The sequence below is a fragment of the Sphaerisporangium sp. NPDC049003 genome (assembly GCF_043197795.1).
In the GTDB taxonomy this organism is placed as follows: Bacteria; Actinomycetota; Actinomycetes; order Streptosporangiales; family Streptosporangiaceae; genus Sphaerisporangium.
Window position 1 is genome coordinate 135,621 of the sequence record NZ_JBICTU010000021.1, and the last position, 20,955, is coordinate 156,575.

General features: G+C 73.5%; 10 protein-coding genes. 7 read left to right on the forward strand and 3 right to left on the reverse strand.

Features of this window, described 5'->3' with window-relative positions:
* Nucleotides 1–106 precede the first annotated feature (106 nt).
* From ACGFIV_RS23330 to ACGFIV_RS23340, 3 genes are read right to left on the reverse strand one after another with little or no spacing between them, the layout of a single operon-like run.
* A complete protein-coding gene (locus tag ACGFIV_RS23330) occupies nt 107–298 on the reverse strand; it encodes an MbtH family protein (RefSeq protein ID WP_392837602.1) in 192 nt (63 codons plus the stop codon).
* Entirely contained in the window at nt 295–5,994 is a 5,700-nt protein-coding gene (locus tag ACGFIV_RS23335) for an amino acid adenylation domain-containing protein (RefSeq protein ID WP_392837604.1), read from the reverse strand. The genes ACGFIV_RS23330 and ACGFIV_RS23335 overlap by 4 nt, the downstream gene beginning before the upstream one ends.
* Complete coding sequence (locus ACGFIV_RS23340; protein ID WP_392837605.1) at nt 5,991–12,227, reverse strand: amino acid adenylation domain-containing protein; 6,237 nt, start codon at nt 12,225–12,227, stop codon at nt 5,991–5,993. The genes ACGFIV_RS23335 and ACGFIV_RS23340 overlap by 4 nt, the downstream gene beginning before the upstream one ends.
* Nucleotides 12,228–12,624: 397 nt before the next feature.
* Between ACGFIV_RS23340 and ACGFIV_RS23345 the strand changes: the two genes are divergently transcribed.
* From ACGFIV_RS23345 to ACGFIV_RS23375, 7 genes are read left to right on the forward strand one after another with little or no spacing between them, the layout of a single operon-like run.
* Nucleotides 12,625–12,948, forward strand: a complete 324-nt coding sequence (locus ACGFIV_RS23345) for a phosphopantetheine-binding protein (protein WP_358559978.1) — start codon at nt 12,625–12,627, stop codon at nt 12,946–12,948.
* Between the two features lie 8 nt (nt 12,949–12,956).
* Nucleotides 12,957–14,255 (forward strand): glycosyltransferase, encoded by a 1,299-nt coding sequence (locus ACGFIV_RS23350; RefSeq protein ID WP_358559976.1) that lies wholly within the window; start codon nt 12,957–12,959, stop codon nt 14,253–14,255.
* The gene (locus tag ACGFIV_RS23355) at nt 14,255–15,613 is read left to right on the forward strand and encodes a glycosyltransferase family 4 protein (RefSeq protein WP_392837607.1); all 1,359 of its coding nucleotides are present in this window, start codon (nt 14,255–14,257) and stop codon (nt 15,611–15,613) included. The genes ACGFIV_RS23350 and ACGFIV_RS23355 overlap by 1 nt, the downstream gene beginning before the upstream one ends.
* Entirely contained in the window at nt 15,610–16,599 is a 990-nt protein-coding gene (locus tag ACGFIV_RS23360; RefSeq protein WP_358559972.1) for a thiamine pyrophosphate-dependent dehydrogenase E1 component subunit alpha, read from the forward strand. Before ACGFIV_RS23355 ends, ACGFIV_RS23360 begins: the two co-directional genes overlap by 4 nt.
* Entirely contained in the window at nt 16,596–17,609 is a 1,014-nt protein-coding gene (locus tag ACGFIV_RS23365; protein ID WP_358559970.1) for a transketolase C-terminal domain-containing protein, read from the forward strand. The genes ACGFIV_RS23360 and ACGFIV_RS23365 overlap by 4 nt, the downstream gene beginning before the upstream one ends.
* Entirely contained in the window at nt 17,606–18,841 is a 1,236-nt protein-coding gene (locus ACGFIV_RS23370) for a 2-oxo acid dehydrogenase subunit E2 (RefSeq protein ID WP_358559968.1), read from the forward strand. The genes ACGFIV_RS23365 and ACGFIV_RS23370 overlap by 4 nt, the downstream gene beginning before the upstream one ends.
* Nucleotides 18,838–20,622, forward strand: a complete 1,785-nt coding sequence (locus ACGFIV_RS23375) for a condensation domain-containing protein (protein WP_392837611.1) — start codon at nt 18,838–18,840, stop codon at nt 20,620–20,622. The genes ACGFIV_RS23370 and ACGFIV_RS23375 overlap by 4 nt, the downstream gene beginning before the upstream one ends.
* Nucleotides 20,623–20,955: the final 333 nt, after the last annotated feature.

Here is a 20,955-nt window from a genome sequence, read left to right on the forward strand (position 1 = left end):
ACTCCCGGTGTGCCTGCGACACCTCGGCCGAGACTCCGGGAAGATCATAAACATATTCGACGGTAACCGCCGTGTCCTGGGGACGCCCAGGACGACGGGGGTGTGGTCAGTGGGTGGCGGGTGTTCTCGCGCTAAGGGGGCGCATGTCGGTCCAGACCTCCTCGATGTGGGCGAGGCACTCCTCCTGGGTGCCCTCGAAGCCGTCGGGGCGCCAGCCGGCCGGGATCTCACGGTCCGACGGCCAGAGGGAGTACTGCTCCTCGCCGTTGAGGACGACGCGGTGCGGGGCTTCTGTCACGGGGTCTCCTTGAGAGCGGGTCGTCGGTCGGTCGGGTGCGAGTCGTCGCCGGCCGAGCCCACCGGGGTACGGCCCGGCGAGGCCGGCGCGGTGGGGACGGGCAAGGTCGGCGCGGTGGGGACGGGCGAGGATGGCGCGGTGCGGGCGCGCAGGGCCTCGACGCCGACCAGGTCGTCGGGCAGCGCGTCCGGGACGACGTCGTCGAAGCGGGCCAGCGCCTTGACGCGCATCGCCACCAGCGCCGTCACCGCCATGGCGAGGGCGAAGCAGATGTACATGAAGCCGATGCCGCGCCCCGCGCCCGTGCCGATCAGCGTGCCGACGGTTCCCGCCAGTGGGCCGTCGTGGGCCAGCAGCGGCTCGAACACCGCCGTGCCGTACGGGGCCACGAGACCGAAGCCGACGGGGAGGGTGGACCAGGCGACCAGCGTGTTCAGCGCGATCACCCGCCCGTGGAACCGCTGGGGCACCTTGACCTGGATGATCGTGGCGTAGACGCCGTTGAGGAGCGTGAGCCACAGCGACATGCCGAAGGCTCCGGCGCCGATCACGACCAGGTCGTCACGCAGCCCGGTGACCAGGCAGAAGACCGACAGGGCCAGGGTCGAGAGCAGGACGCCGCGAAGGCGCTTCCTGCGCGGCCCGCCCCACACCGTCATGGCGAGGCCGCCGAGGAACGCGCCGAGCCCGCCCGCGAAGGCGACCCGCCCGACGTCGGCCAGCGTGCCGGTCGCCAGCACCAGCGGCGAGATCATCAGGAAGAGCGGCGACAGGAAGATGTTGAGCACGGCGAAGAACGCCAGCATGGAGCGGAACGACCGGTTCCCCCACGAGTACCGGAAGCCGTTCACCATCTCGGTCACCACGGACTCCCGCCGCTTCCACGCCATCGAGGACGGGAACCGGATGAGCGCCACGCTCAGGATGGCCACGGCGTAGCTCGCCACGTCGATGACCAGGATGCCGGACAGGCCGATCGTGGCCATCAGCCCGGCGGCGACCAGGGGGACGATGAGCTGTGAGGTGCCGATGACCATCTGCACCACGCCGTTGGCGTGACCGAGGTAGCGCTTGGGCACCAGTTGCGGGATCGCCGAGCCGTACGCCAGCCGCTGGAAGCTGAGCGCGACCGACAGGCACACGATCAGCGGGTAGATGTGCCAGGTCCGCAGGTGGTCGGTCCACAGCAGCACGCCGAGGATCACCTGCGTGGAGCCCGCCCCGATGTCCCCGGCGAGCATGACGCGGCGGCGGTCCGACCGGTCGACGATGGCGCCCGCGAGCGGGGACACCAGCATGCCGGGGACCAGGCCGAGCACGGCGAACAGCGCGAAGCTGACCAGCGAGCCGGTGGTCAGGTATATCCAGATGGGGATCGCGAACTCGGTGAGTGCCGATCCGGTGATCGAGACGAGCTGGCCCGCGGCCACGACCGCGAACCGCCGCATGCTCGGCCTCGGCCCCGCCGAGGACATCCCCGAGCCGGGGTACGCCGGAGCCGGCCCGCCCCCGCCGCCTCCGGGAGCCGCCGAGCGCTCGCCGTTCGCGGGGGTGGCTGTTTCAGCGGCGCCGGGGGTGGCGGTGGAGACGTCGTGCAGCCACCAGGTGGAGTCCTCACGGCGGAGGTACGGCTCGGTACGGCCGTCCGCGACGGCCGGGTGGATGCCGGTGAGGATCGCCGCCAGTTCCTCCGCCCGATATTTCATGAAGAAGTGGCCTGCTTCGTCCAGCACGACGAGGGCCGTCGAGGCCGAGACGCAGTGCCACTCGCGGAAGCGTTCCTGGTAGAACTCGGTGGCGGGGTCGCGCTCGCCCACGACGGCGACGACCGGCGCCCTGAACGGAGCCGTCCGCTCCTCGAACAGCCGGCCGAAGTACCGCTCCGCGGCGCGCGTGCCCTGCCGCCGGTTGCGGATGATGAGCCTCAGCTGCTCGGGGTCGACCTCCTCGATGTCCATCCCGGCCGCGGTGAGCGCGTTGGCCATCGCCTGGTCACTGCGGATGCGCTCCATCCAGTCCGACACCCGCGACATGAGCCCCTTCGGACGGGCGAAGGGGAAGATGCCGCCGAGGTAGACCGCGTCGACCTCGCGCCCGGCGGCCTCCAGGCGGCGCACGATCTCCGCCGCCAGCATCACCCCGAGCCCGCAGTGCCCGTACAGGACAAGGGGGCCCTCGACCGTGGCGAGGATCTCCTCGACGCACTCGCTCGCGACCTCGGGGATCGGCCGTGACTCCTCCCCCAGCTCGTGCCCGGGGACCGCGATCGAGTACAGCGCCCAGTCGCGCGGCAGGGCGTCGGCCAGGTGCTTGTAGATGACCGCGCTGCCTCCTCCGTACGGGGCGCAGACCAGGGTCGCGGTCGCGCGACGGGCGGGGGTGAGCCGGTGCAGCAGCTTTCGCGGACCGTCGTCGCCGGCCCGCATGAGGTGCGCGAGCGAGCGCACGGTGGAGTGCTTGAACAGGTCCATGATCGTGACCGGGTGCCCGGCCATCGAGCGCAGCCGCGCGATGACCTGCATGGCGAGCAGCGAGTGCCCTCCGAGGTCGAAGAAGTCGTCCAGGGCGCCGACGCGGTCCAGCCCGAGCACCTTCGCCCAGATCTCCGCGACGGCCTCCTCCAGCGGGGTCTCCGGCGGGACGTACCCGGCGCCCTCACCGGGCCGCTCGTCGTCGGGCTCCGGCAGGGCGGCCCTGTCGACCTTGCCGTGGGACTTGAAGGGCACCGAGTCCAGCCAGACGTACTTGACGGGGACCATGTAGTCGGGCAGCCGCTCGCGGATCCAGCCCCGCAGTTCGCCGGCGCCCGGCCGCTCGTCCCCGCTCGCGGCGACGAGGTAGGCGACCAGCCCCCGGGCGCGCAGGTCGACGACGGCCTGGGCGACGGCGGGGTGCTCCTGGAGCAGGGTCTCGATCTCCCCCAGCTCGACGCGGTAGCCGCGCACCTTGACCTGCAGGTCGCGGCGGCCGAGGAACTGCAGGTCGCCGTCCGGAAGCCACCGGCCGAGGTCCCCGGTGCGGTACATGCGCGCGCCGGGCTCGCCGTACGGGTCGGGCAGGAAGCGGTCGGCGGTCAGGCCGGGCCTGCCGAGGTAGCCGCGCGCCAGCCGCTCCCCGCCGAGATGGATCTCTCCCGGCACGCCGACCGGCACGGGCCGCAGGTGCTCGTCCAGTACGTACGCGCGGGCGCCGGGCAGCGGCCGCCCGATCGGGAGCGTGGGCGCCACGTCGGGGACGGCCGGGTCGGCGCGCAGGGTGGTGACGCCGACCGTGGCCTCGGTGGGCCCGTAGTGGTTGACCACGGCGCACCCGCCGAGCGCGGCCAGCTCCTTCGCCCAGGCCCAAGGCGAGGCCTCGCCGCCGAGGATGAGCAGGCGCCGGGGCAGCAACTCGCGCGGGCTCGCCTCGGCCAGCAGCGCGGCGAGGTGCGACGGGGTGATCTTCAGGTAGTCGATGCGCGCCTTGGCGAAGCACGCGGCGAGATCGGGCGCGGCCGTGCGGGAGGGCACCAGGTGCAGCGTGCCGCCGGTCATCAGGGACAGGTAGAAGACGGTGACGCCGAAGTCGAAGGCGAGCGACTGCAGGAGCGCGAACGAGCCTCCGGGCTCGAACCCGGTGCCGCGCGCGACGCCGTCCGCGCCGGAACCGGCCGCCGCGGCGTCGCGCATCCCTGCGGCGAACCGCTCCCGCACGCCGGCCAGGTAGAGCAGCACCTCGCGATGCTGGACGGCGACGCCCTTGGGCCTGCCGGTGGTGCCCGAGGTGTAGATGACGTAGGCCAGGTCGCGGCCCGTGACGCCGGTGTCCACGGGCCCGGGTTCCACGCCGTCGAGGACCCCGGTGTCCAGGGCGACGGCCGTCAGCTCGCAGGCGGGCCCGGGGTCCGCGACCTCGCGGGGCAGCCGGGAGCGCAGCGCGGTGGTGGTGACCGCGACGCGCACGCCCGCGTCCGCCAGCGCGTACGCCAGCCGCTCCCCGGGGTGCTCGGGATCGAGCGGCACGTAGGCGCCGCCCGCCTTCAGCACGCCGACGACGGCGACGGCCAGCTCGGCCGACTGCTCCAGGCAGATGGCCACCCGCTGGTCGGGGCCGACGCCGAGGCCCACCAGGTGCCGGGCCAGCCGGTCGGACCGTTCGTCCAGCTCGGCGTAGGTGAGGGCGGTGCCGCCGCACACGACGGCGGTCGCGGTGGGCGTGCGGGCCGCCTGGGCGGTGACGAGCCGGTGCAGCAGGTCGTGCTCGGGCGGCTCGGGGGCCGGCGAGCCGGCGAACTCCAGCGCCCGGCCGTACGGGAGCTCGATCTCGGAGATCCGGGTCGCGGGGGCGGCGACGACCGAGCGGAGCAGGCTCTCGAAATGGCCGGCCATCCGCTCCACCGTCTCCGGCAGGAACAAAGAGGTATTAAAGGTGAAATTTCCCCATAAACCGCCGTCTGGGGTTTCGGTCAGATATAGCGCCAGGTCGAATCGGGCGATGGTGGTGTCGAACGGGAAACCGGTCATCGAAAAGCCCGGCGGCGGCTCCGGAGCCCTGCCGTCCTTCCCCCGGTAGTTCTGCAGCGCGAAAAGCACCTGGAAAACCGGCGAGCGGCTGACGTCACGCTCGATGGCCAGCTCGTTCACCATCTGGTCGAAGGGCAGTTCCTGGTGCGAATACGCGTCCAGCGCCGTCTCCCTGCACCGGCCGAGCAGCTCGGTGAAAAGGGGGTCGCCGGAAAGGTCGGCACGCATCGGGAGGGTGTTCACGAACACCCCGACGGCCGCCTCAAGCTCCGGCAGCCCGCGCCCGCTGATCGGCGACCCCACCGCGAAGTCCGCCGACCCCGAGTGGCGCGCGAGCAGCGCCTCGAAGGCCGCCAGCAGCGTCATGTACGGCGTCGCCCCGTACGCGTCGCCGAGCCGTGCGACCGCCGAGGCCAGGTCCGCGTCGAGGGGGAAACCGTGCTGGGAGCCGCCGAAGCCCTGCGTCGCGGGTCGCGGCAGGTCGGTGGGCAGTTCGAGCGGGGACAGGCCGGAAAGCCGCCCCTTCCAGTAGGCGACGTCGCGGTCGTAGTCGGGCGAGCCCATGCGCCGGCGCTGCCAGATCGCGTAGTCGCCGTACTGCGCGGGGGGTGGCGGAAGCGAGGGCGGACGCCCGGCACGGTGGTCGTCGTGCAGCGTCAGGATCTCGCGGATCAGGATGTCGCAGGACCGGCCGTCGGTCACGGCGTGGTGCATCGCCAGCAGCAGCACGTGCTCGCGCGGGCCGAGCCGGACGAGCAGCGCCCGGAGCAGGGGCCCGTCCTCCAGGTCGAACGGGCGGACGATCTCCTCGTTGACCAGATCGCGGGCCCGGTCCTCGTCCTCGGCTTCCACGACGCGGAAGCCGGCGCGGGGCTCGGCGTCCACGACCGCCTCGGGCCGTCCGTCGCCGGTGGTGACGAACCGGGTGCGCAGGCTCTCGTGGCGGGCCACGACGCCGGTGAGGACGCGGTGGAGGCACTCCTCGTCCAGCTCGCCGGTCAGCCGCACCGAGAAGGGCACGACGTACGCGGCGGTGCCGGGCACGTACTGCTCCAGGAACCAGAACCGCTCCTGGGCGTGCGAGAGGGGCGGGGCCGTGCCCTCGGGGCGGGCGGCGATCGTCGTCACGGCCGTACGCCGTCGCAGGCGCTGCGCCAGCAACGCCTGCTTGGCCGCCGACAGGTCCGTGGTCACGGGTTCTCCAGGGGGTCGGGCGTGGTTTCGAGCAGTCCGAGGACCTCCTCGTCGGAGAGGCCGGTCAGCTCCTCCATCAGGAGCTCCTCCAGCGCGGTGGCCAGCTCGGCGACCGTGCGGCGGGCGAAGATCGTGCGGATCGGCAGGTCGATCTCGACGTTGGCCCTGATCCGGGCGGTCACCTGCACGGCGAGCAGCGAGTGCCCGCCGAGGTGGAAGAAGTCGTCCAGCGCGCCGATCTGGTCCAGTTCGAGCACCTCGGCCCAGATCTCGGCGACCAGTCGCTCGGCGTCGGTGCGCGGCGGCACGAACCGGGTCTCCCGCTCGGGCTCGACCTCGGGCAGCGCCGCACGGTCGACCTTCCCGCTGGTCGTCAGCGGCAGCCGGTCGAGCCGCGCCCAGAGGCCGGGCACCATGTACGGCGGCAGGGTCTCGGCCGCGTGACGCCGCAGGGTCTCCAGCGGCGCGGGCCCGGTGACGTAGGCGATCAGCGTGTCGTCGCGGACCGCCACGGCGGCCTCGCCCACGTCCGGATGGGCCAGCAGCCTGGCCTCGACCTCGCCGGGCTCGATGCGGTAGCCGCGCACCTTGACCTGGTCGTCCAGGCGTCCGAGGAACTCCAGCTGGCCGTCGTTCCGCAGGCGGGCCCGGTCGCCCGTGCGGTAGAGCCGGGAGCCGGGCGGCCCGAAGGGGTCGGGCACGAACCGCGCGGCGGTCAGGGCGGGCCGTCCGAGGTAGCCCCAGGCGACGCCCGCGCCGCCGACGCACAGCTCGCCTGGCACGCCGGGCGGCACGAGGTCGCCCCGGGCGTCCATCACGTACACCTCGGTCCCGGCGATCGGCCGCCCGAGCGGCGGGCGCGCGCCGCGGTCGTCGCCGAGGTCGGCGGCGGTGGCGATGACGGTCGTCTCGGTCGGGCCGTAGGTGTTGACCAGCCGTACCCGGTCCCCGAACCGCGCGCGCCAGCGCTCCACGGCGCCCGCGTGCACCTGCTCTCCGCCGAGGATCACCAGGCGCAGCGACGCCGGCCACCGGATCTCGTCGACGAGGTCCACCAGGCGGTGCCAGTAGGCCGTGGGCAGGTCGAGCACGGTGACCCCGTCCGACGCGGCCAGGTGGTCGGGCAGGGACGCGCCGCCGTCCGGCAGCATGACCACGGTCGCCCTGGCGGCGAGGGCCGGGTAGATCTCCTCGGCGTGGGTGTCGAAGCCGAGGGACGCGAACTGCACGACCCTGTCACCCGGCCCGAGCCCGTAGTACTCCGCCATCCACCGGACCCGCTCGGCGAGGCCGGTGTGCTCCACCACCACGCCCTTGGGCGTCCCGGTCGACCCGGAGGTGTAGATGACGTAGGCCCCCGTGCCCGGCCCGCCCGATCCCGCGCCTTCGGGGACCGGGGCTACGGGCCGGCCCGCCGCGTCGACCCCCACCGTCCTCAGGGCGGGGAACGACAGCTCGCGCGTCCCGTCGGTGACGACCAGCGAGACGCCCGCGTCGCGGACCAGGCCGGCCAGCCGCTCGTCCGGGTGCTCCGGGTCGAGGGGGAGGTAGGCGGCGCCCGCGTGCCAGACGGCCAGCAGGGTGACGATCGTGCCGGGCGACCGTCCGAGGCACACGCCGACCACATCGTGGCCGCGCAGGAGCGGGGCGAGCCGGCGGGCGCGTTCGTCAAGCTCGGCATAGGTGGTCGCCTCGCCCCCGCACTCCACCGCGACCGCCTCCGGAGCACGGCGGACCGCGTCCGCGACCAGCTCGGGCACGGTACGGGCCCCGCCCCGCCCGGCTGCTCCGGCGCTCGCGGCGAGGTGGCGCAGGGCGGCGGCGTCGGATCCGGTGAGCATGGGGAGCGCCGAGACGGGCAGCGCCGTGCCGGTCACGACGTTCCGGAGCAGGGCGGCCATGCGCCCGGCGAGGTTCTCGATCGTCTCGGCGTCGAACAGGCCGGCGTCGTAGCCGAACAGCAGCGTCAGGTCGTCCTCGCCCCGCCAGGCCTCCAGCATCACGTCGAACTTGGCGAAGTCGCCGCTCGCCTCGAACGGCTCGGACGGCAGGCCGTCGAACGGCTCGGGCGCGAGGCTCTCCTGGCTGTGCAGGATCAGCATGGTCTGGAAGAGCGGCGTCCTGCTGGTGTCGCGGTCCACGCCGAGATCCGCCAGCAGCCGCTCGAACGGGATCTCCTGATGGGTGTGGGCGTCGAGCACGGCCTCCCGCACCCGTCCGAGGAACTCCCCGAACTCCGGGTCGCCCGCGAGGTCGGCGCGCATCACCAGCGTGTTGGTGAGGTAGCCGACGACCCGCTCCAGCTCGGTGCGGTCGCGTCCCGCCGTGGGCGATCCGACCGCGAAGTCCTCCTGCCCGCTGTGGCGGGACAGCAGCACCTGGTAGACGGCCAGCAGCACCATGAACAGCGTGGCGCCGTGCTCCCTGCCGGTCCTCTCCAGCCCGGCGGCGAGGTCGCCGGGCAGCACCAGCCGGAGGGACCCGCTCCGGTGCGCGGAGGCCGCCGCGCGGGGCCGGTCCGTGGGCAGGTCGAGCGCGGGCAGCGCGTCCAGGCGCTCCCGCCAGTACGCGAGGGCGGCCTCGTGGCCGTCGCGGCCGTCCCGCAGGCGCTGCCGGTAGGCGACGTCGCCCGGCTGGAGGGCCTGCGGGGGAAGGTCCGGGGCCACGCCGCGCCGCGCCGCCCCGTACAGGCGGGCCAGGTCGTCGAACAGGATGGTGAGGGACCAGCCGTCGGCGGCGATGTGGTGCGACACGGCGCACACGACGTGGTCCACCGGCGAGAGCCGGATCAGCGTGGCGCGGAACGGCGGCGCGGCGGCGAGGTCGAACGGCGCGTTGACCCGCGCGCCGACCAGCCTCCTGGCCGCCTCCTCGTCGGCGGCGTCGGCCCGCTCGAACCGCAGGGGCGCCACCGGCTCGACCACGGCGAGCGGCCTGCCGTCGTCGTGCGGGTAGCGGGTGCGCAGGCCCTCGTGGCGGGCCGTGAGCCCCGTGAGCGCCGTGTCGAGCAGGGCGGCGTCGAGGGGCCCGGAGATCCTGCGTACCAGGTAGACGTTGTAGGAGGCGTCGCCCGGATCGAAGCGGTGCAGGAACCACAGCCGTTCCTGGGCGGCCGACAGCGGCGCCGGCGCCCCCTTCGGCCTCGGCTCGTACGGCGCCACGCTCGCGTCGGACCGCTCGGCGACGGCGGCGAGCCCGGCCACCGTGGGATGGGCGAACAGCTCGCGCACCGGGACGCGCACGCCCAGCGCGTCTGCGAGCCGGGCGACCACCTTGGTCGCCAGCAGCGAGTGCCCTCCGAGCGCGAAGAAGTCGTCGTCCGCCGCGAACCGCCGGGTGCCGCCGGTTCCCAGCACCTCGGCGAACACGGCCGCGACGCGGTGCTCGGCCGGGGTCTCCGGAGGCCGTCCCCGGCCAGGGACCGCGCTCTCGGGCTCGGGCAGCGCCTTGCGGTCGAGCTTGCCGTTGGGGGTCAGGGGAAACTCGGTCATCGGGACGAACACGGCCGGGATCATGTACGCGGGGAGCCGGTCGGCGAGCGCGGCCCTGTCGGCCCGCCCGATCACGTAGGCGACCAGGGTCTCCCGGTGCACGGCGACCACGGCCTCGCGCACCTCGGGCTGGGAGGCCAGCGCCGCCTCGATCTCGCCCAGCTCGATGCGGTGCCCGCGCAGCTTGACCTGGTTGTCCGATCGGCCGAGGAACTCAAGGGTGCCGTCGTGGCGCCTGCGGACGGTGTCGCCGGTCCGGTACAGCCGCCCGCCCGCCGGGCCGTACGGATCGGGGACGAACCTCCGCGCGGTCAGGCCGGGACGGCGCAGGTAGCCGTCTGCCACCCCGTCTCCCCCGATGACCAGCTCGCCGGGGACGCCGTCGGGCACGAGTCCGAGGTCCTCGTCCACGACGTACACCCGGGTGTTGGCGATCGGGCCGCCGATGCTCACGCTCGCGGGGCTTCGCGGGACCTGCCAGGCGGTGGACCAGATGGTGGTCTCGGTCGGCCCGTACATGTTCCACAGCCGCCCCACCCGTGAGCGCAGCTCGGCGGCCAGGGGCGGCGGCAGCGCCTCCCCGCCCGCCAGCGCGGTCACCGCCGGGCCATCGAAGCCGGCGTCCAGCAGGACGCGCCATCCTGACGGGGTGAGCTGCGCGTGGGTGACCCCGGACCGCTCGATCAGGTCCACCAGGGCCGCGCCGTCACGGGCCACGCCGGGATCGGCGATCACCACTCGCGCGCCGGTCACCAGCGGCAGGTACATCTCCAGGCCGGAGATGTCGAAGGACGGCGAGGTCACCGCCAGCCACCGGTCCAGGGGCCCGGACCCGAGCGACTCCCGCATCGCGGCCAGGAAGTTCGTCAGCGCCCGGTGCGGCACGACCACGCCCTTGGGACGTCCGGTCGAGCCGGAGGTGTACAGCACGTAAGCCGGATCGCCCGGCCTCGCGAGGCTCGTGAGCCCTGTCCCCGCCTCGGCCCGGTCGTGGTCGCCGGTGGGGTCCAGCACCACCAGCTCGGCATCGTGCGCCGGGAGCCGGTCCACCAGATCACGCTGGGCCAGCACCACCCCGGCGCCCGAATCCCGCAGCACCATCGCGATCCGATCGGGCGGATACCCCGGATCCAACGGCAGATACGCCGCCCCCGTCGCCACCGTCCCAAGGAACCCGGCCAGCGTCCGGGCCGAACGCTCGGCGAACACCGCCACCAGCGCCCCCCGCCCCACCCCCGCCGCCCGCAACCGCGCCGCCACCCCGCACGCGACCCCCTCCAACCCCGCGTACGACAGCTCCACCCCGCCCTGGACCACCGCCACCGCGCCAGGCGTCTCAGCGGCACGGGCCGAGAACATCTCCACCACCGTGGGCAGGCCGGGGATCTCCAGTTCAGCGCCCTCGCCCCGGGCCAGCGACCGCCGCCGCTCGTCCTCCTTTACATCCAGCAGCCGCGACAGCCGTAGGCCAGGGTCGGCGACGGCGCGCGAGAGGAGGGACAGGAAGGCCGAGGCGTACCCGGCGATCGTGCCGGGCTCGAACAGGTCGGTGTTGTAGGTGAGGATCAGCCGCCGGTCGTCGCCCTCGCCGAACACGTCGGCGACCAGGTCGTGGTGGACCTGGTGGTACCCGGCGTCGATCACTTCCGCCCGCACGCCGGGCAGGGCGAGCCGCGTCTCCCCCATGTCGTGCAGCACGAGCATGGTCTGGAACAGCGGGGCGCGGCTGAGGTCGCGTTCGACGCCCAACTCGTTCAGCAGCAGCTCGAACGGCACGGTCTGGTGCCGGTAGGCCCCGACCGCGGCGGCACGGGTGCGCTGGAGGAGCTCGCGGAAGGTGGGGTCGCCCGACAGGTCGCCCCGCAGCACGAGGGTGCCGGCGAAGAAGCCGACGAGGGAGGCGTACTCCAGCCGGTCGCGCCCCCCGATGGCCGAGCCCACGCACAGGTCGTCCTGGCCGCTGTAGCGGGCGAGAAGGGCCTGGTAGGCGGCCATCAGCACCATGAAGCTCGTACACCGCTCACCGGCGGCGAGCCCGCGCACTCCGTCCATCAGACCGGGCGGGAGCGGGACGACCAGGGCGGCTCCGTTGGTCGTGGCCAGCGCCGGCCGCGGGCGGTCCGCCGGCAGTTCGAGGGCCCGCGCCCCGGCGAGCCGCGCCTTCCAGTACTCCAGCGACTCCGCCGGCACGCCCGTCCCCGCCGCTCCGGCGGGCTCGGGCGCCCGCTGCGAGCGGGTGAAGTCGGCGAAGCGCGCGGGCAGGGGCGGCAGCGGCGAAGGCTTGCCCTCGCCGAACGCCGCGTACAGCCGGGCGACCTCGTCGAGCAGCAGCTTCAGCGACCAGCCGTCGCAGGCGATGTGATGGACCACCAGGCACAGGACGTGCTCGGCGGGGCCGAGGCGGGCCACGCTCGCGCGGATCAGCGGCCCGGCGGCCAGGTCGAACGGCCGGTTCGTCCGCTCAGCGAGGTATCCGGGCACCTGGCCGGCGGTCAGCTCGGCGTACTCCAGCGGGAACGGCGCGGGGGCGTCGATCACCTGGACCGGCCCGCCATCCCTCGCGGGGAACCGCGCGCGAAGTGGCTCGTGCCGCGCGACCACCTCGGTCAGCGCCCTTTCGAGCACCCGGACGTCGAGAGGGCCGATGAGCCGTAACGTCGTGAAGAGATGATGCGATGAGTCCCCTGGGCGGAGCTGGTCGAGGAACCACAGCCGTTCCTGGCCGAACGATAGGGGGATCATTTCCGTGGGCTCGCGCATTGCGTCAGTACCTCTGCCGGACCGCGGCGGTGAAAGGGCTCTTGTCCGTCAGACAAGCGCGCGTCCAAAGCGAAATCACATAAGGCGTGGTGCAAACGCTCCCAAGGCCGACAGGTTAGAGATTGCGCTTTGGCGGCGTCAAGATGTCATACACGTTTCGTCCGGAATGGCCGTTATAGCGGGATATTCAATGACAACGATGTGTCCAGATCCTCACAAAAGCTTTGTCATTCTTGACACTTGTTCGGCCGGGTCCCTAGGGTGTGGGAGCGCTCCCACCTGACCAAACCCCCACGAAACCCCGTGCTGGAGGTTCAGTGACGCATTCGCTCCTGCCGGGCACGCCCGAAACCGCCCGAAACACCGCGTGGAGGGTCGCGTGACAGCCACGGAGACCGCGGTCGCCGCGATGTGGGCCGAGCTGCTGGGCGTCACGCCGGGCTCGGTCGACGACGACTTCTTCGAACTCGGCGGCCAGTCGCTGACCATGGTGAGGTTCCTCGCGCGCGTCCAGGAGACCTACGGGATCGAGCTGCCCGTCGACCTGCTGTTCACGGGCGACTTCACCATCGCCGAGGCGGCCAGGGCGATCGACCGGGGCCGGCTCGAAGCCGCCGACGACACCGAGATCGCGGCGCTCCTCGCGGAGCTGGAGAGCCTGTCCGACGAGGACGTGCTCGCCCTCCTCGCCGAGGAGGACTGACCTCCCTCATGGCCACCATGCTGCTGGTGACCCATGGCACCGACGGCGACGTGCTGCCGTTCGTACGGCTCGGACGGGAGCTCCGCGCCGGCGGCCACGACGTCACGCTCCTCACCCACGCCCACTACGCCGGGCACGCCGCCCGCGCCGGGCTCGACTTCGTCGCCATCGACACCCAGGCGGCGTTCGAGCGGACGCTGGCCGACACGCCCGAACTGCTGGACGGCCTCGGCTGGCCGGAGTTCTACGAGCGCAACGGGCTGTACGAGCAGATGACCCTGGAGTTCGGCGCCCTGGCCGCGCGGCACCGCCCTGGCCGGACCGTGCTCGTCGGGCGGCACACCTCGGCGCTGTCGGTGCTCTTCGCCGCGGAGGCACTGGGCGCCCCCGCCGCCTGGGTCGCCGTGGCGCCGATCCAGCTCATGGCCGCGCGCGGCGCCCTGCACGCCTACAGGAACCTGCTCGCGGACGGCATCGTCCGGGTGCGGCGGGAGCTCGGGCTCGACCCGGCCGCCGACTGGGACGCCTGGTTCGCCTCGGCCCGGCTCGAACTGGGCCTGTGGCCGCGCTGGTTCGACCGGGCGGGCGCCCGCTCCCCGGCCCGGGTCAGGCTGACCGGCTTCCCCCTCCCCGACGACGACCAGGACGACACGCTCCCCCCGGGACTGGACGCGACGCTGGACGGGCCCGTACGGCCGGTGCTGGTGACCGGCGGCACCGGCCGCATGCTGCACCGGGAGTTCTACACGGCCGCCGTCGAGGGCGGCAGGCTCGCCGGACGTCCCGTGCTGCTCGTCGTACGGCACCGCGACCTGGCTCCCGACCCGCTGCCTCCCGGCGTGAGCTGGTACCCGCGCCTGCCCTTCCGCGCCGTCATGCCCCGGGTCGCCGCGCTCGTGCACCACGGCGGCATCGGCACCCTGAGCCGCGCGCTCAGAGCCGGAACCCCGCAGGTGATCCTCGCCCACGGGGTCGACAGGCCGGACAACGCCGAACGCCTCGAACGCCTCGGCCTCGCCTCCTGGCTCCCCGCACCGCGCTGGACGCCCGAGGAGGTCTCGGCGCTCCTCACCAAGGAGATCGAGCGCCCTTCTCAGGCCGGGGAGCCCGGGGGGCCCCGCGACGACGCGGCGCTCTACGACACGGCGCTCGGCGAGGCGGCCGGGCGGATCGCGGCGCTGCTGGAGGCGCCCGCCACCGAGACCCCCGCCGACGGCATCCGCCGGCGGCTCGACCACCTGTCCGCCGAACAGCGGCGCGTCGTCGCGGAACGCCTGCGCGGGCGGCTCGCCCGGCGGGGGTCGTGATGCGGATCCTGCTCGCCCAGAACATGTTCCACCTGCCGACCCACGGCGGGGCGAACAAGTCGAACCGCATCCTGATGGAGCAGCTCGCCGCCCGGGGCCACGAGTGCCACGTCGTCGCCCCCATGTCAGGCGCGCTCCGCCAGACGTCCCTCGACCGGCACCTGTCCTACCTCGAAGGCCTCGGGGCGGCGATCCGCTCGGTGAGCGCCGAGTCGGTGACCTACGAGCACGAGGGGGTGGTGGCGCACGCCGTCGTCTCCCCCTCGCGGCTGGCCCGCGAGGTCGGCGCCGTGGCCGCGGCCCTGGACCCGTCCTGGACGCTGGTGCCGTCCGACGACCCCGGCATGATCATGCTGGGCGCCGCCTCGCGGGCGACGCCGGGCCGGGTCGTCTATCTGGCGCACACCTTGCAGCAGCTTCCCTTCGGCCCTGGAGCGTTCTACCCGAGCGCCGCGGGGACGCGCCTGGTCAAGGCCGCCGCGGGGGTCGTCGCCGTCAGCCGCGCGGCACGCGACCACCTGCGCGAGTGGGGCCCCATCGAGTCGGAGCTGATCTATCCGCAGGTGTACGGCGACCCCGTCACCGTCACCGTCACCGTCACCGTCACCGGCCCCGGCCCCGGCTCGGGCTCGGGCTCGGGCTCGGGCGACGAGGGGGCGGTGACCATGGTGAACCCCTGCGCGTACAAGGGCCTGCCCATATTCCTGGCCCTGGCCGACGCCCGCCCGGACACCTCCTTCCTGGCCGTGCCGACCTGGGGCGCCACCGGCGCCGACCTCGACGCGCTCCACAGCCGGCCCAACATCAGGCTGGTCGAGCCCGCGGACGACATCGGCGTGATCCTCGCCATGACCAAGGTCCTCGTCATGCCCTCGCTGTGGGACGAGACGTTCGGCTACACCGCCGTGGAGGCCATGCTGCGCGGCATCCCCGTGCTCGCCTCGGACGTCGGCGGGCTGTCGGAGGCCAAGCTCGGCGTGCCGTACCTGCTGCCGGTGCGGCCCATCACCGAGTACGAGGCCGGGGCCCACGCGCGGCCCGTGCCGGTCGTCCCCGAGCAGGACGCGCGGCCGTGGGCGGAGGCGCTCGACCGGCTGCTGTCCGACCCCGGCCACCGCCGCGAGCTGGGCAGGCTGTCGCGGGAGGCCGCCACGTCCTTCGTCGCCTCGCTGGACGAGGGGGCGCTGGAGCGCTACCTCGGCGAGCTGACGCCCGCGCCCGCCACCCCCGCCGCCGACCGGCCGAGGGCCAGGGCGCTCACCCCCGAACGGCGGGCGGCGCTGGCCGCCCGGCTGGCGGTCCACGCCGCACCCCCTCCGCCCGGCACCGTCCCCGACCAAGGAGACCATTCATCGTGATCGGCACCGCGCAGGCGCGGAGGTCGCCTGTGGCCAAGGTCGGCGACGAGGACCTCGAACGGCTCCTGCTCATCCGCCACTTCGAGCTGACCCTGCTGGAGCTGTTCGAGCGGGGCGCCCTCAACGGGACCACCCACACCTGCCTCGGCCAGGAGCACATCCCCGTCGCGCTGAGCCCGCTGCTCGGCGAGGACGACTTCGTCTTCAGCAACCACCGGGGGCACGGCCACTTCCTGGCCCGCTACCCCGACCCGCACGGGCTGCTCGCGGAGATCATGGGCCGCGAGGGCGCGCTGTGCGGAGGCGTGGGCGGCAGCCAGCACATCTACCACGAGCGGTTCCTGTCGACCGGGGTGCAGGGCGAGAGCCTTCCTGTCGCCGTCGGCGTGGCGCTGCGCCTCAAGCGCACCACCCACGGCGGGCTCGCCTGCGCGTACATCGGGGACGGCACCTTCGGCGAGGGCTCGGTGTACGAGGCGCTCAACATGGCGCAGCTGTGGCGGGCGCCGCTGCTCGTCGTCGTGGAGAACAACGGCATCGCCCAGTCCACGCCGACGGCCGCGCAGCTGGCCGGCACGGTCGCCGCGCGGGCGGAGGCGTTCGGCATCCGCCACCAGCGGTTCGCCGGCGTCGACCTCGCATGGATCCGCGACGAGCTCGGACCGCTGGTCACGGCGGTCAGGCAGACCTCCGGGCCGCTGGTCGTCGAGTTCGCCGCCCACCGCATCGGCCCCCACAGCAAGGGGGACGACACGCGCTCGGAGCAGGAACGGCTCCACGCGGAGCGGTCGGGCTGGCACCGGGCGTACGCGGAGGCGTTCCCCGAGCAGTTCGCCCGGATCGACGCCCGCCAGCGCGAGCTGGTCGCGCGGGTCGCCACCGAGGTCGCGGCCCGGCCTCCCGTCGCCCGTCCTCCCGTCGCCCGGCCCCCTGTCGCCCGGCCCACCGGCGCCGCGGCCCGCTCGTCCGCCGGGGAACGTCCGTGACGCGGGCGGAGCGGATCGTCGACAACCTGAACCAGGCGCTGCACCAGGTGATGGCCGACGACCCGAGCGTCCACGTGCTCGGCGAGGACATCGTCGACCCGTACGGCGGGGCCTTCAAGGTCACCAAGGGGCTCTCCACCCGGTACGGCTCGCGCGTGATGGCCACCCCGCTGAGCGAGGGCGGGATCGTCGGCGTCGGCGCGGGCCTCGCGCTGGCCGGTGACAAGGCCATCGTCGAGATCATGTTCGCGGACTTCGCGGGACTGGCGTTCGACCAGCTGCTGAACTTCGCGAGCAAGTCCACCATGATGTACGGCAGGCGCGTCGAGATCCCCCTGGTCGTGCGCTGCCCGACTGGGGGCGGGCGTGGGTACGGCCCGACGCACAGCCAGAGCCTGCAGAAGCACTTCATCGGCATCCCCGGGCTGTCGGTGTTCGAGATGAGCCCCTTCCACGACGCCCGCGAGCTGCTTCCCCACCTGCTGTCCCTGGGCGAGCCCTGCCTGCTGTTCGAGGACAAGGTCCTGTACACGCGGCGCGCCTACCAGCAGGGAGAGGTCGAGGACCTGTTCACGTTCGACCTGGTCGGGCCGCCGCCGTACGTCGCCCGCGTCAGGCTCGGCGACGGGTCCGAGCCGGACTGCACGCTGATCGCGCCCGGCGGGGTCGCGCACCGGGCGCTCTCCGCCATGCGGGCCCTGCTGCTGAACGACGAGATCACCTGCCAGCTCCTCGTGCCCGCCCGGCTCTACCCGTTCGACCCCGGGCCGCTGCTGCCGCTGCTCGAAGGGACGCGGCTCGTCTGCGTGGCCGAGGAGAGCACCGCCGGAGGCACCTGGGGAAGCGAGGTGGCCCACCGGCTGCACCGCCACCTGTGGGGCTCGCTCCCTCTGCCGGTGAGCGTGGTCCACTCGGCGCCGGACGTGGTCCCCACCGCGCTCCACCTGGAACGCGACGTCCTGATCCAGGACACCACCATCCGCGAGGCCGTCCTGGAGGCCCTGGCATGACCGACGTGCGCGTCCCCAAACTGAACAACAACGACACCCAGTACGTGCTGGTGGAGTGGGTCGCCAAGGACGGCCAGACGGTACGGGCCGGCGAGCCGCTGGCCGTGCTTGAGACCTCCAAGGCCGCCGAGGAGATCGTCTCCGAGGCCGGGGGCGTCCTCGGCCACCACCTCCCGGAGGGGGCCGACTGCGAGCCCGGCCAGGTCATCGCCCGGCTGTTCGTTACCGAGGAGGAGCGGACTCCCCCGGCCCGCGAGCACGCCAGGGAAGCCCCGTCGGCCGGGCCTGAGACCCCCGCCGATCCCGGGGAACCCGTCATCACCGCTCCGGCGCGGGCCCTGATGGACGAGCTGGGGATCGGCCCCGAGCGGGTGCGCGGCCTCGGAAAGAAGATCATCCGCCGTTCCGACATCGAGGAGCTCTCCCCGGCGGCCGGCCCCGCCCTCACGGCCGTACCTCAGGCCCACCGGGAGCGGGCCGAGCCGCCCGTCCCGGAGGAGCACGGGGAAGCGGAGCGGGCCACCGACCTGCCGCTGTCCCGCGCGCAACAGCGTGCCGCGGCGGTCGTGGAGCTGTCGCATCGGACCATCCCGGCCGCGTACACCGTCATGAAGGTCGACGTCGGCGCGGCGCTGGCGGCCGGCCGCGCGCTCACCAGGAGCCTGCGCACGCTGGTCGGCCTTCCCGAACTGCTCGTCGCGGCGGTGGGGTCGCTGCACGGGCGGTTCCCCCTCTTCTTCGCCTCCCCGGTCGACGCGCGCACCGTGCGGCTGCCGGCGGCGGCGCACGTGGGCGTCACCTTCGACGTCGGCAAGGGGCTGGTCATCCCCGTCGTCAGGGACGCCTCGGCACGCTCCCTGGAGGACGTCTCCCGCGACCTCATGACCTACCGTATGAGCGCGATGCGCGGTGATCTGCGCGAGCACGACCTCCAGGGCGCCAACATCGTCGTGACGCTGCACAACGAGCCCGGTGTGGTGCTGGCTGTGCCGATCATCTTCCCCGGGCACGCCTGCGCGCTGTCGCTCGCCGCGCCGCAGCAGGAGGTGGTCCCGGACGGCGCGGGCGGCTTCGCCGTACGGGAGGTGGTCTACCTGGGCGTGGCGTTCGACCACCGGATCGTGAACGGCCGCGACGCCGTCCTGTTCCTGGACGCCCTCCGCACGGCCCTCGCCTCCCCCGAGGCCCTGGCGTCCCCCGGCTCCTCCGCGAAGGACGGTGGCACGGCATGAGCGAAGAGCTGCGCGGACGGGTCGAGGGGCTCTCCTCCCATCGCCAGGAACTGGTCGCCCGGCTGCTCGCGGCCCGCAGGCGACCGGCCGGCGACACCATCCCCGTCGTGCCCCGCGACGCGGGCCTGCTCGAATGCTCTCCGGAGCAACGGCGGCTCTGGCTGGCCGCCCAGACCGACCGCCAGATCGCCGCGCCGAACGTCACCCTGGGACTCGGCCTGTCGGGGCCGCTCGACCTCGGCGCCCTGGCCAAGGCCCTGACCGGCCTGACAGAGCGGCACGAGGCACTGCGCACGCTCTTCGTGAACGCGGGAGGTGAGCCCCGCCAGATGATCCTCGGCTCGCTGGACGCGCCGCTCACGGTGGTCGACCTCACCTGCGACCCCGATGGCGAGGAGACGGCGCGAAGGCTCGCGGTCGCCGCCGGAGGGGAGCGGTTCGACCTCGCGTCCGGCCCGCTGCTGCGCCTGACCGTCTACCGGACGGCCCCCCGGGAGCACCGGCTGCTGCTCGTCCTCAACCATCTCGTGTGCGACGGCGGCTCCCTGGGCGTCCTTGCCCGCGACCTCGCCGATCTCTACGGCGGACGGGCGCTCCCCGCGCCGCCCTCCGTGACGTACGCCGACTACGCCGCGTGGGCGCAGGCACGTGCCCGCGCTCACGCCGGCGAGCGGCTGGACCACTGGCGCGAGCGCCTGTCCGACCCGCCGCCCCTGTTCGGCGGCGAGCCGGGCGCCGCCGGTGACGCCCCGCCCCGTTCCCCGGACGGGCGGACGAGCGCCACCACGACCGTCCAGGTCGAGGGCGGCCTGATGGACGCGCTGCGCGGCGGTTCCGCGACGCCGTTCGTGACCGTGCTGACGGCCTTCTCGGTCCTGCTGCGCCGCGTCACCGGCTCCCCCGGCCTGGTCGTCGGCACGGTGTCAGGCACGAGGGCGCGCCGCGAGCTGGAGCATCTCGTCGGCTGCTTCATCAACATGGTCCCGATCCCCCTGCGGGTCGAGGGCACCGAGGGCTTTCGCGAGCTCGTGGCGCGGACGCGGGACGAGGTCGGCACGGCGCTCTCCCACGAGGTCCCGTTCGACACGCTGGTGTCCGGTCTCGGGGGACGGCGGCGGCCGGGCGTCCACCCGATCTTCCAGGTGGCGCTCATCCAGCAGGACGACCCCCGGCCGCCGGGCGGGTGGGACGGGCTGCGGGCCTTCGAGTGGAGCCACGAGGTCGACGACTCGGCCTACGACCTCACGCTCACGATGATCCCCCGGGGCACGGGGTACGAGCTGGTCCTCACCCACCGGATCGACCGGGTGCCCGAGGTGGTGGCCGGTTCCCTGGGCGCGGCGTTCGAGGCGTTGCTCGACGCGCTCTCGATCTCGCCGGACGTGCCGGTCGCCGACCTGGCGGTGCCGTCCCTGGAGGCGTTCCTCCGCCGCCCCGCCTCCACGGGGCCCGGCGCGCCGGAGACACCCGCTCGGGAGGCCCGGGCGCCCGTTCCCGGGGCTGAGGCGCCCGGGGCCGTGGGCGACGAGCCCGTGGACGAGAGGCTCGCGGCGGAGGTCCGCCGGATCTGGTCCGAGGTCCTGAGAAGGCCCGATGTCGACGGCGACGCGGACCTGTTCGACCTCGGCGGCGACTCCCTGGCCATCACCCATATCGCGGCCCGCGTCCAGGAGAGCCTCGGCGTCGAGGTCCCGGCGTGGATGTTCTTCGAGGCTCCCACGGTGAGCGGTTTCGTCCGCGCCCTGACCGCTCTCGGAAAAATTCCTGACTCTCTGAATTGACGACACGGGTAGTCAAGCCGCACGCCGGCGGCCCGTGGGAGCGGGACGGGAAGGCGTGGCGCCGGGCTTCGGTACGCGCTGCCTCAGCCACGCTGACCTGCCGTTTCCTGGGCCCGGCGCCCGCTTGGCCAAACCGGCGGAAGATGGGCGCATTTACTGAATTAGTTGACTCCCCGGCCAAAAGCCCTTACCTTTTGGCGCTATGGGAGCGCTCCCACCGCCCCGTGAGGCGGGGGTCAAATTTTGATCACCGGTCGGCAACGGGGATGATGGGGCGTGCCCGCCATGGTGTCGCCCGGATTGTTGCGTTCGCGCGTCGATGAGAGGATTCTC

Bases quoted from the DNA above. Each gene is read 5' to 3' on its own strand.
- ACGFIV_RS23340 (WP_392837605.1), bottom strand. From the start codon at position 12,227: ATGATCCCCCTATCGTTCGGCCAGGAACGGCTGTGGTTCCTCGACCAG.
- ACGFIV_RS23350 (WP_358559976.1), top strand. From the start codon at position 12,957: ATGGCCACCATGCTGCTGGTGACCCATGGCACCGACGGCGACGTGCTG.
- ACGFIV_RS23355 (WP_392837607.1), top strand. From the start codon at position 14,255: ATGCGGATCCTGCTCGCCCAGAACATGTTCCACCTGCCGACCCACGGC.
- ACGFIV_RS23370 (WP_358559968.1), top strand. From the start codon at position 17,606: ATGACCGACGTGCGCGTCCCCAAACTGAACAACAACGACACCCAGTAC.
- ACGFIV_RS23375 (WP_392837611.1), top strand. From the start codon at position 18,838: ATGAGCGAAGAGCTGCGCGGACGGGTCGAGGGGCTCTCCTCCCATCGC.